Genomic DNA, 12,487 nt, shown 5'->3' with positions numbered 1-12,487 from the left:
ATAAAATTAACGCTAATATTTATGGACTTATAGATATGGCTATAAGTCCCTTTTTAGGAATAACCATCTGCTTTTATTGAATATTATATAAAAAAAACTATTATAGTTCTCAACTACTATCATAATTTAAGCATTAATGTACTTTTCTCGATCAGGTAACCAACATTCAATTAGCTGATTAGCACTTTCGGGATAATTCTTCTGTAAATAATAAGAGGCTTTTTGCACTTCATTAATTAGATGTTGATCACGGATTAAATCAACTACTTTGAAGTTAGCTACCCCTATTTGCCTTGTACCTAGAATTTCGCCACTACCACGAATCTCTAGATCTTTTTGGGCAATAACAAAACCGTCATTACTTTCTCGCATCACCTTCATACGTGCTTGAGCTATTTTACTTAAAGGTGCTTGATACATAAGAACACAATGAGATATTGCAGTACCTCTACCTACTCGCCCACGTAATTGGTGCAGTTGTGCTAAGCCTAAACGTTCAGCATTTTCAATAATCATCAAGCTGGCATTAGGCACATCGACACCGACTTCAATAACCGTTGTGGCAACTAATAATTGAATTTTACCGTCTTTAAAATCTTGCATGACAGATTGTTTTTGATCTGATTTCATTTTGCCATGCACTAAAGCAATAATAAGATGCGGTAAGCGTTCTTGTAATTCTGCAACTAACATTTCTGCAGCTTGAGCATCAAGCGTTTCAGATTCTTCAACTAAAGTACAAACCCAATAGACTTGGCGATTATCAATACAAGCTTGATTGACTCGTTCAATAATTTCATCACGACGAGAATTTGGTATCACTATCGTCGATATTGGTGTTCGTCCTGGAGGTAATTCATCTATGATTGATACATCTAAATCTGCATAAACTGTCATCGCTAGGGTTCTTGGAATTGGCGTTGCTGTCATTATTAATTGATGAGGATGACACTCATCTTTAATACCTTTTTCCCAAAGACTTAATCGCTGGTTTACACCAAAGCGATGTTGTTCATCAATAATCACCAATCCTAATTGAAAAAACTTAACTTTCTCAACAAATACGGCATGTGTACCAATTAACATTGAAATTTCGCCTAATTCAATATCATCATATCGTCGTTTTTTATTTTTTGCGGTTAATCGCCCAGTTAACAACTCAACCTTTATTCCTAGTGGCTCAAACCATCGACAAAAATTATGAAAATGTTGTTCGGCTAATATTTCGGTCGGCGCCATTAAAACAACTTGCTTATTATTTTCAATAGCATTTAGAGCGGCTAAAGCTGCCACTAACGTTTTACCTGAGCCCACATCTCCCTGAACTAATCGCATCATTGGAACTGACTTAGCCATATCTTGATAAATATCCTGTACGACTCTTTTTTGCGCATTTGTCGGTTCAAATGGCAAAGAAGCAAGGAAAGGCTGAGAATAACGCTTATTACTATGCATTGGATAAGAATGTTGTTTTTGATTATCAACCTTAATAAACAACATACTTAAATGATAAGCAAGCAACTCTTCAAAAACAAAACGCTTTATTGCTGGATGTTCTCCATCAATAAGCTGATCTACATTCGTTGTTAATGATGGATTATGAATAATATCTAATGATTCAACAACAGATAAATAACCATTGCTTATTGAAACCGGTAAGATTTCAGCTGGTTGGTTTCGTTTTAACAATATTAATGCCGATTGTATTGCTTTACGGATGACATTCTGAGTTAACCCATAGGTGGTTGAATAAATCGGCGTAAATCGCTCTTCGTTTGGTTCAGAAAAACTAGGCGACTCCTCTTTTTTTGATTGAATATTAAATTGTGGGTGAATCATTTCTGGATAATGGCTCCCCCTCTTTATTTCTCCGTAAGCCCTCACCCATTTACCGGATGCCATGGCAGTCTTCATACCCATGTTGAAATTGAGAAAACGTAAAATAGCGATACCAGAGTCATCCTGAATATAGCAGAGCAACATTTTACGTTTAGTTGTAATTATTTCACTTTTGATAATTTGACCTAAAATTGTGGTCGTTTCACCAATAGCAACATCACTAATTGCTGAAGATGTCGAACGATCTTCATAACGTAAAGGAAAATGTAATAAGAGATCTTGAACAGATTTAATACCAAGTGCAAAGAATTTTTTTTCTAAACTAGGCCCAATACCAGCTAATTTTGCAAGCGGTATTCTGTTTAGCAAACGATCAACCATAATAACTAATTAATATTACGTGTCACACTCACTACATCTTGTTGTAGTGATAATTTTCGGATTAAATCATTAAGTTGTTGAGTATTCTTAACTTCAATTTGCAAAATAATTGTATAGATTTGCCTATCTTTTTCTTCCGTGTTTAACCATTGAATATGTGCTTTCTCATCATTAATGATAGAAAGAACATGGCCTAAAGAACCCTGATTATTAATAATATCTACCCAAATTTCAGCTACAAAAAACTGCTCAATATCTGGTGCCCATTTAAGCGAAATATATTTATCGGGATTATTCTGATAACCACTAACATTGCGACAAGATTCATGATGCACAGTTAAACCTTTTTCAGGGCTAACATGACCGACAATAGGATCATTAGGAATAGGATGACAACATTTTGAAAAAGTAACTAATACCCCTTCACTTCCTGTTATAACTAATGTTTTATTTTCTTCAGATTGATTAAATAAAAGCGCTTTATGTTCAAGACCTTTGACAATAAAATGGCTCATAATATTGCCTAGCCCTATTTCAGCTAATACATCCTCAAACGAAGTCAACTTAGTCAAACTAACAATACGATCTTTCTGCTTATCAGTTAGCGAGTCGATTCCACCCGATTTAATAAGCGCTAAATTAAGCAATTTACGACCTAATAAAATAGCATCTTCGCGCTTCAAGGTTTTCAATGCTTGTCGAATGCGAGATCTTGCTTTAGCACTAACGACAAAATTAAGCCAGCTTGCATTAGGACGACTTTCTGGAGACGTAATAATTTCAACAGTTTGACCATTGCTTAAAGGTTGAGAAAGCGGGTAAGGTTTACGATCAACTAAAGCCCCAATACACTGGAAACCGATATCAGAATGCACAGCATATGCTAAATCAACTGCTGTTGAACCTTCAGGTAATTGAACAATTCGACCTTTGGGTGTAAAAACATAAATTTCTTTTGGAAAAAGGTCAGATTTAACATTTTCAATAAACTCAAATGAATTACCAACACTTTGTTGAAGTTCCAACAAGCTCTGCATCCAACGCTGGGCTTTAATCTGAGTAGTAGTGTTATTTAACTCATCATTTTCATTATAAATCCAATGTGCAGCAACACCCATTTCTGCCATTTGATCCATATCTTCGGTTCGAATTTGCACTTCCACAGGCGTACCATGTGGGCCAATCAATGATGAATGCAACGATTGATAACCATTCGCTTTAGGAATAGCAATATAATCTTTAAAACGATTAAGTCGAGGTTTATATAAGTTATGGACTAAACCAAGTGCACGATAACAAGTATCAACATCATCAACTACAATTCGGAAAACATAAATATCCATAATTGAGTGGAAATGCTGTTCACGAAGTTGCATCTTTTGATAAATAGCATAAATGTTCTTTTCAAGCGCTTCCACTTGGGCATTGATATTCGCTTCAGCTAAACGCCCTTTAATTTCTGATAGAATTTGCTGAATAAGCTCTTTTCTGGTGCCACGAGCAATTTTAACGACTTTTTCAAGAACTTTAGCCCGATTAGGATGCATCGCCGTAAAACCAAGTATTTCAAGCTCAGTTTTAATATGATGAATACCTAAACGATGAGCCAAAGGAGCATAAATCTCTAATGTTTCTTTAGCAATACGTCGACGTTTATCCGGTCTTAATGCCCCAAGAGTACGCATATTATGCGTTCTATCAGCTAACTTAATTAGAATCACTCGGACATCTTCGGTCATGGCTAAAACCATTTTGCGAAAATTTTCAGCTTGAGCTTCTTGTCGGTTTCTAAATTTTAACTTATCAAGTTTCGAAACACCTTCAACTAACACTGCAACATGTTTGCCAAATTTTTGTGTTATATCTTGAAAGGTGACTTGGGTATCTTCGATGGTGTCATGCAAAAGTGCAGCGATGATGGTCTCATAATCCAGCCGCATATCGGCTAAAATGGTTGCTACAGCAACCGGATGAGTAATATAGGGCTCACCGCTACAACGGAATTGTCCTTCATGCGCTTGTTTAGCAAAAAAGTAGGCATTTTGAATTAATTCAACTTGTTTAGCTGGAAGATAAAATGCAACAACCTCTTTTAAGCTTTCAAAATATTGCATGGACAATTCTCAGCAATGTTTATTCGTATGAGGGAGTATTTTCTAAAAGTACCGTTTCATGAAGAGCATTACGCACTTCTGATTCTTCATCTTGACGAGCTTGGAATTCAGCAGTATCAAGAATTTGTTTATTTACAAGCCCATCTTCAATTTCGCGTAAAGCAACTACAGTTTCTTTATCGTTTTCTTCTGGAATTAGTGGCGTTTTGTTTTCAACTTGTAATTGACGAGCACGTCTTGCTGCAACTAAAACGAGATCAAAGCGATTACCAATTTTTTCTACTGCATCTTGGACAGTTACACGAGCCATTTTTACCTCTAATATATTAACTTATATGCTTCAATTGAAAGATCCGCTATTCTACTTAATTTTGTAGGGAATTGTCCATAACTAATATTACTAACAAATGAAAAACCCCTGTAAAATCGTTCTAAAAGCGGAAGCAATATTATAAAACTATTTGTTAAAACTATACGATAAAACTATACCAATAACTCTAACCAGACGTTAGGCCCAATGATAGGCAGATTTAAAAGATAACGACGCAAACCATCTAAAGCAATCGCAGATAAAATTTGTTGTTGGATCTTATTATTTTGAACTCTACCAGTATACTTCAATTTAAAATGCAATTCTTGATTTTTAGTGACAATAACTAAAGTAAATTCCGTATTCTTTTCTTGAAAATTGACTACCCCTAGCGCAATATCAGCTTTTTGATTTTGCAATACTTGTGAAAAGTAATTAAGTGGTTCTTCCATCACAAAAGGTACCACTTCTGATTTCACCACGGGGGAATTGGCTTCTAATAGGTGATAACCAATTACTCCAGCTGATTGTTGTTCAATGACCACAATAGATTGATTCGTTTCATTTAACAATCTTGATACAACCTGAGCTAAACCTGATACACCTTGATTAACACCTTCACAAAGTAAATTATCTGCAACAATAGACTTTATTTTGTGCCATGCGCTATCCATTTCACTTTTTTTACTTTCTGGCCCAGTTAATTTCAATTCAATAATAGGCATTGCTGCACGATAACCAACTGTAATAAAATCAGGAATATATAATGAAGTCTCGATCTCCATTCCTAAATCACTTTCTGTCCGCCCCATGGTGGTTAATCGATAACAGAGTTTACGTTCGGTTATAGGATAGATCATCTTAATGTCAGGAAAAACTGAAGTTCTAATCATTTCTTTAAATTCAGAAGGAACGCCTGGCGTAAAGAATAATAGACAATTATTTATCACCATCTTAAAGCCACATGCCGTTCCGATTGGATTATCAATTAACGTTGCACTTTGAGGTAACATTGCTTGTTTGATATTGCTTGATGGCATTTTTCTACCGCGATTCAGGAAGTAGCGTTCAAGCACTTTAAGCCACTCATCGTGTAAAACCAAAGACTCATTATTAGCCTGTGCAGCTGCTTGTGCACTTAGATCATCACTTGTTGGTCCTAACCCTCCATTCACAATTAAAATATCATTGTGCAAGCTACGCTCTTGCAGAGTATCAACCAATGTCAACAAATCATCCCCTACTGTATGGCGCGAAGTGATAGAAATGCCTTCTTCAAATAAAAAATCAGATAACCAAGCTGCATTAGTATCAACAATTTGACCATATAAAACCTCATCACCAGTACTAAGCATCTCAATTTTGAGTGGATCTTTTATCTGATTCATAATTATCCCTAGCTAATTAAAAAATGATTAAAAATTTAATTATTTATATCCTCGTCGTTTTTGCTTTCCATATGTTCTTTACTCTGAACTGACCTAACAGCAAAATAAAGATCATAAGCAAACTCAATATAATCAGTATCTAATTTAATATTCATCTGCTTAAACCAATTCTTCAATGTTTTACGTCGGCCAGATAAAATCAGTACCACATTTCTAACCTTCAACGATTTAACCAACTCGTCAATACCGGTCAAAACACTAACATCTTTATAGGTAAAGCAAGGAATAGCATCAACAATCACATAATTAATTGCCTCAGGAGATTCATCTATATAATTAATAATCCTACGTTTAAAGTATGCAATATTGAAATAAGTTAATGGAGAATTAAAGCGATAAATCATAGTGTTACTTAATGGACTAACATCCGAACCAATTGAATGAATTCGTCCACTTTCATCAACACCTAATAATTGATCATTCGGCCTAAACACACGACGCAAAAATAAAAACAGCCCTAATAAAACGGCCAACGCCATACCGGGAATAATACCAATAACTAATACCGAAATTAACGTAGTTAAGCTTAAATAAAACGCATCACGATCGAATTTAAAAAATCGGATAATAGTTTGAAAATTGATAAGAGATAAAGAAGAATATATTAAAATCACCGCCAACACACAAGTTGGAATATATTGTAGTGGTGACAAAAAGAACAATACGACAAAGCCAATCAAAACAGCCGCAATAATTGATACTAATTGCGTTTTACCACCATTGGCATCATTAACCGCGGTACGTGATGAGGTACCGCTGACTACAAAGCCTTGCGATAAACCTGCAACAATATTAGCCATACCTAATGCTTTAAATTCAACATCGGCATTAGTCTCATAATTATTTTTAGAGGCAAAGCTTCGTACCGTAATCATCATACTTACAAAACAAATAACGGCGATATTGAGCGAAGGAACGACTAAATTACGCATCAAGCCCTTATCAAAATCAATCCATGACTCAGCAGGAATAAAATCACTCGTTACTCCACCAATGATTCGAACATTATAATGTTCAAAATTAAACAGCCAAGAGAGAAACGTCATAATAATTACAGCAAACAAAGGGGCTGGATAACGTGGCTTGAATTTTTTCAATACAACCAGAATCGCAAGTGTACAAAAAGATATAAATGCCGTTAACACATGAATTTCAGATATTTTAAAAGGTAGATAAGCAATGCGTTCAATCAAATAAGAATAATCATACTTAAAGCCAAACATCTTAGCTAACTGATCGACCATAATAGTAATTGAAATCCCATTAAGTAGGCCAATCAAAATTGGCTGACTTAATAAATCCGCCAAAGCACCTAAATGGAGTTTACCGGCAATCAAGCACCAAATACCGATCATAATGGTCAACAGCACCACCAATTGCCAACGTAAAACAGGATCATTAGCTGCTAAAGGAAATACCACAGCAGCAACCACAGCACAGGTAGCTGTATCGGGACCGACAATCAATTGCCTGGATGAACCAAAAAGCGCATAGACAATAAGCGGCAAGATAGTTGAATATAATCCCGCAATCGCACCGACACCTGTAAGCTCTGCATAAGCGATAGAAACAGGCAAAGAAACTGCTGCCACTGATAATCCCGCTTTAATATCAAAACTAAGATATTCGCGCTTATATCGCAATAAACTCATCAGGCCTGGCATCCAAAAAATAATTTTTTGGAATAATGCGCTACTGGTAAACTTTCCCATGTTTGATTATTTCCCTGCTACACTCATATTTTCTACTAATATTGATCCAGTTTGAATATTACTTCTTGTCTCAATATCACTGCCTATTGCCACAATATTTTGGTAAATATCCTTAAGGTTACCCGCGACGGTAATTTCATTGATTGGATACTGTATTTTACCATTTTCCACCCAAAAACCAGAGGCGCCACGCGAATAATCACCCGTAACATTATTAACACCTTGTCCCATTAATGACGTAATAACAACACCTTTATCTAATTTTCTTAACATTGTATCAAAATCAGCATCAGTTTGACTTGGTGAAACTAACCAATTATGTATACCACCAGCATGTCCTGTCGATTTTAGCCCTAATTTTCTGGCTGAATAGTTACTTAACAAATAAGTTTGTAAAATACCGTCTTCAATGATATTGCGCTTAACTGTTTTGGTTCCTTCACTATCAAAAGGTGATGACCCAACTCCTTTTAAAATATAAGGATCTTCTAAAATTGTCAGCCAAGAAGGAAAAATCGCATTACCCACACTATCTAATAAAAAAGAGGATTTTCGGTAAATAGCACCACCACTAATGGCTCCAACTAAATGGCGAATCAACCCAACAGCAACTTCTGCACAAAAAAGAACTGGAACTTGCATAGTCTTTATTTGTTTAGCACCTAAATGAGCAACCGCCTTTTCAGCAGCATGATTACCAACCCAATCAGGTGATTTTAATTGGTTAGCAACACGGGAGGACGTATATTCATAATTACGCTCCATTTGCCCATTTTGTTCAGCAATAACAGAGCAAGAAAGTGAATGCGAACTTGCACAGTAACCTTGTAACATCCCTAAACTATTACCATAAACATAAACACCATAACGACTATTAAAATAACCACCGTCACAGCTTATTAAAGAAGACCTTGCCAACGCACTTAGTTCAGCCTGTTTTGCCTGTTCAATTGCATTATCAACATTCAAACCACTTGGATAAAACAGATCTAAATCTGGCGCATCAAAAGCCATTAAATCGGGATCGCCAAGACCAGAACAAGGATCTGCTGACGTATATTGCATAATATTAATAGCCATATCCACAGTTTGACTGATTGCCTGTGGCGACAAATCACTGGTTGACGCACTACCCTTACGCTGATTTTGATAAACAGTAATACCTAACGCACCATCACTATTAAACTCAACATTCTCAGCCTCACCATCTCGTGTACTAACACTAATACCTGTTGATTGATTAATCGATACCTCAACCGCATCAACTCGAGCTTTTGCCTGGTTAATAGCATCGGCAACAATTGCTGACAAATGTTGCTTTTGGCTTAACGCGTCTTTTTTAATTTGTTCAATACTCATTTTATTATTTTCTACAATTCTGCTAGTGATACGTTATAATATGCCAGAATTCAATTTTAGTTAACAAAAGAAATAGCATGAATAACAATCAAGAGCCAAATTTAGAACCTGACTTCAACATTGATCCTCAAGACGATGACATTATTTACGTCAGTAAAAGTGAAATCAAACGTGATGCTGAAGCACTTAAAAAGTTAGGTGTCGAACTTGTCAACTTAAGCAAAAATGAAATTGCTAAAATTCCCCTTGATGAAGATCTACTTTATGCGATTGAATTAGCGCAAAAAATAAAAAAAGAAGGCTATCGAAGGCAAATCCAATACATTGGTAAACTGCTTCGAAGTCGTGATATTGAACCTATAACATTAGCTTTGGATAAACTTAAAAATCGCCATAACCAACAAGTCGCCCTATTTCATCGATTAGAAAAATTGCGTGACGAACTTATAGAAACGGGTGATGCAGAATCAATAATGGGGCTTTACCCTTCCGCAGATAGACAGCAACTACGCACACTAGCGCGTTTAGCCAAAAAAGAACTCTCTGCAAACAAAACCCCAAAAACAGCCAGACAAATTTTTCAATATCTAAAAGATTTGAGCGAAACAGAGTAAATTTTTATAATGTTCGCTTTATATTTATCATTAAACACAATTAACAAATAAAAGATAGAGGACACAAAAATGGGACTATTAAATGTACCAGCAGGTAAAGAATTACCAGACGACATCTATGTTGTAATCGAAATCCCAGCGAATGCTGACCCAATTAAATATGAAGTTGATAAAGACACTGGTGCAGTATTTGTCGATCGTTTTATGGCAACAGCAATGTTCTATCCATGTAACTATGGTTATATCAACCACACTTTATCACTAGATGGAGATCCTGTTGACGTATTAGTCCCAACACCATACCCATTACAACCAGGTTCAGTAATTCGTTGCCGTCCAGTTGGTGTATTAAAAATGACTGATGAGGCGGGTTCTGATGCTAAATTAGTTGCAGTACCACACACTAAACTTTCAAAAGAATACGATCATATTAAAGATGTAGATGACTTACCTGAATTATTAAAATCTCAAATCAAACACTTCTTTGAACAATACAAAGCCCTTGAAAAAGGTAAATGGGTAAAAGTTGAAGGTTGGGATAACGCAGAAGCAGCTCGAAAAGAAATTATCGAATCATTTGAACGTGCAAAATAAACCCTTCTTTACAAAAAAGTAATCGCTTTACCGAGTCATAAAGAAAAATTTTTATGACTCGCATTTTTAGACTTTTTTTGACTTTCGAAATAACTTCAAGTAGTTATAATATCAGTAATTTGCTATAGATCAAAAAACGATCAATTACCAAAAAATCATATAAAAAACTTCATCCTAAGATGAAAAAAATGTCATGAAACTCTTGCTTTCGATTATGATTTATGAGGTAATAGTCGTGGGTGAACAAAAGAAGCATTTTTATGGAAACGATTAACTTTTTAATTTAGTGGTAAACTGGTTAGATTAGTTTTTGAGTTGATGTAAACAATGTTTTGTTAAGCCTAAACAGCCGATAAGGCAAATTATTAATTATTGTTAGGATGTCTAGTAAATGAATAAAAAAACAGGCCAAGTAAAATGGTTCAATGAAAGTAAAGGTTTCGGTTTTATTACCCCAGCCGATGGTAGCAAAGACGTATTTGTTCACTTCTCTGCAATCTCAGGCGACGGCTTTAAAACCTTAGCTGAAGGACAACAAGTCGAATTTGCGATCCAAGATAGCCCACGTGGACCAGCAGCGGCTGAAGTTGTTGTTATCTAATTAAATTTTAATTAAATAATAAAAGTAAAACGCCTATTTGAAAAAATAGGCGTTTTTTATGCTTACGAATAATCATTCTTAGCAGAAATAAAAAAAGCGACTCAAGGTCGCTTTTTTATCAATTACAATGCTTCTTATTTTTTAGAAACAACTGCGATTAAGTCTAATACTTTGTTTGAATAACCAACTTCATTATCGTACCAAGATACTAATTTAACAAAGTTATCGCTTAATTGGATACCTGCTTTAGCATCAAATACAGAAGTACAAACTTCACCTAAGAAATCTGTAGACACAACGTCATCTTCAGTATAACCAAGAACGCCTTTCATAGGACCTTCAGCTGCTGCTTTGATAACTTTACAGATATCTTCGTATTTAGCTGGTTTAGCTAAACGTGCAGTTAAGTCAACAACAGAAACGTCTGGAGTTGGAACGCGGAAAGCCATACCAGTTAATTTACCATTTAATTCAGGGATAACTTTACCTACAGCTTTAGCAGCACCAGTTGATGAAGGGATGATGTTTTGAGCAGCACCACGACCACCACGCCAGTCTTTATGAGAAGGACCATCAACAGTTTTTTGAGTTGCTGTAGTTGCGTGAACTGTAGTCATTAACGCTTCAACGATACCGAAGTTATCATTAACTACTTTAGCTAAAGGCGCTAAACAGTTAGTAGTACAAGATGCGTTAGAAACGATATCTTGACCAGCATAATCTTTATCATTAACACCCATTACAAACATTGGTGTGCTATCTTTTGAAGGACCAGTTAAAACAACTTTTTTAGCACCAGCTTGGATATGTTTACGAGCAGTTTCATCAGTTAAGAATAAACCAGTTGCTTCAGCTACAACATCAACACCTACTTCATTCCATTTTAAGTTCGCAGGATCTCTTTCAGCAGTAACGCGGATTGTTTTACCATTAACGATTAATTTACCGTCTTTAACTTCAACAGTACCGTCAAAACGACCGTGAGTTGAATCATATTTAAGCATATAAGCCATATAATCAACGTCTAATAAATCGTTGATTGCAACAATTTCGATGTCAGAACGTTTTTGTGCAGCACGGAAAACAATACGACCGATACGGCCAAAACCATTAATACCTACTTTGATTGTCATAACAATTACCTTCTTTATTTGTGTTAAATGATAAAATAATTGGCAATAAACTACCAAATTTTTGTGGTTTATTCAAGCTGAATTAAAATAATTGGTAAGAATAAATTTAACAGAAAACCATCTTAATTATCATCCGATGATAGCCAGCCTAAATAGGCATATTATAAATCAAAAAGCTAATTTTATTTTCAATATAAACTTATTTTAAATCAAGGATGATAATGCACTAACACTCATTTTATTGATAATGACTTAAACTCACTTCAACCTCAAAAGCGATAATATCGATTGACTTAAAAAGTTGATAGATGAAATATAATCATCGATTTAAACTCTACATTATTCATTGTTTTTATTATTTACAAACAATCAGCTCATTTTC

General features: G+C 35.2%; 10 protein-coding genes. 3 read left to right on the top strand and 7 right to left on the bottom strand.

The genetic code is table 11. The annotated features are described in order from the left end of the window. Window positions 1-126 precede the first annotated feature (126 nt). The 6 genes from recG to pmbA form a co-directional block, all read right to left on the bottom strand. Window positions 127-2,220 (bottom strand): ATP-dependent DNA helicase RecG, encoded by a 2,094-nt coding sequence (recG, locus tag GYM76_RS02920; protein ID WP_370632587.1) that lies wholly within the window; start codon window positions 2,218-2,220, stop codon window positions 127-129. Window positions 2,221-2,225: 5 nt separating this feature from the next. After that, entirely contained in the window at window positions 2,226-4,334 is a 2,109-nt protein-coding gene (gene spoT, locus GYM76_RS02915) for a bifunctional GTP diphosphokinase/guanosine-3',5'-bis pyrophosphate 3'-pyrophosphohydrolase (protein WP_220225826.1), read from the bottom strand. 19 nt (window positions 4,335-4,353) lie between these two features. Further along, window positions 4,354-4,644, bottom strand: coding sequence for a DNA-directed RNA polymerase subunit omega (rpoZ, locus tag GYM76_RS02910; protein ID WP_065563143.1), 291 nt, complete (start codon window positions 4,642-4,644; stop codon window positions 4,354-4,356). 173 nt (window positions 4,645-4,817) lie between these two features. Further along, window positions 4,818-6,032: a CinA family nicotinamide mononucleotide deamidase-related protein gene (locus tag GYM76_RS02905; RefSeq protein ID WP_220225825.1), complete on the bottom strand. Its 1,215-nt coding sequence runs from the start codon at window positions 6,030-6,032 to the stop codon at window positions 4,818-4,820. Window positions 6,033-6,067: 35 nt separating this feature from the next. Next, a complete protein-coding gene (locus GYM76_RS02900) occupies window positions 6,068-7,804 on the bottom strand; it encodes a SulP family inorganic anion transporter (RefSeq protein ID WP_218059979.1) in 1,737 nt (578 codons plus the stop codon). Window positions 7,805-7,810: 6 nt separating this feature from the next. Then, the gene (pmbA, locus tag GYM76_RS02895) at window positions 7,811-9,163 is read right to left on the bottom strand and encodes a metalloprotease PmbA (RefSeq protein ID WP_220225824.1); all 1,353 of its coding nucleotides are present in this window, start codon (window positions 9,161-9,163) and stop codon (window positions 7,811-7,813) included. 77 nt (window positions 9,164-9,240) lie between these two features. Here pmbA and yjgA point away from each other — a divergent pair, with 77 nt between their 5' ends. The 3 genes from yjgA (at window position 9,241) to GYM76_RS02880 (ending at window position 10,972) form a co-directional block, all read left to right on the top strand. Further along, the gene (yjgA, locus tag GYM76_RS02890) at window positions 9,241-9,777 is read left to right on the top strand and encodes a ribosome biogenesis factor YjgA (protein ID WP_220225823.1); all 537 of its coding nucleotides are present in this window, start codon (window positions 9,241-9,243) and stop codon (window positions 9,775-9,777) included. A gap of 69 nt (window positions 9,778-9,846) precedes the next feature. Then, window positions 9,847-10,371: an inorganic diphosphatase gene (gene ppa / locus GYM76_RS02885; RefSeq protein WP_065563147.1), complete on the top strand. Its 525-nt coding sequence runs from the start codon at window positions 9,847-9,849 to the stop codon at window positions 10,369-10,371. A 391-nt stretch (window positions 10,372-10,762) separates the two neighbouring features. Continuing rightward, window positions 10,763-10,972, top strand: a complete 210-nt coding sequence (locus GYM76_RS02880; RefSeq protein WP_025315032.1) for a cold shock domain-containing protein — start codon at window positions 10,763-10,765, stop codon at window positions 10,970-10,972. A gap of 134 nt (window positions 10,973-11,106) precedes the next feature. On the opposite strand, the gene gapA is transcribed toward GYM76_RS02880, so the two are convergent. Next, window positions 11,107-12,105, bottom strand: coding sequence for a glyceraldehyde-3-phosphate dehydrogenase (gene gapA, locus GYM76_RS02875; RefSeq protein ID WP_065563148.1), 999 nt, complete (start codon window positions 12,103-12,105; stop codon window positions 11,107-11,109). Window positions 12,106-12,487: the final 382 nt, after the last annotated feature.

This window comes from Gilliamella sp. ESL0443, from assembly GCF_019469165.1.
In the GTDB taxonomy this organism is placed as follows: Bacteria; Pseudomonadota; Gammaproteobacteria; order Enterobacterales; family Orbaceae; genus Gilliamella; species Gilliamella apicola_E.
Note: the sequence above shows the minus strand (reverse complement) of the source record. Positions and strands in the feature narration are given on the sequence as shown.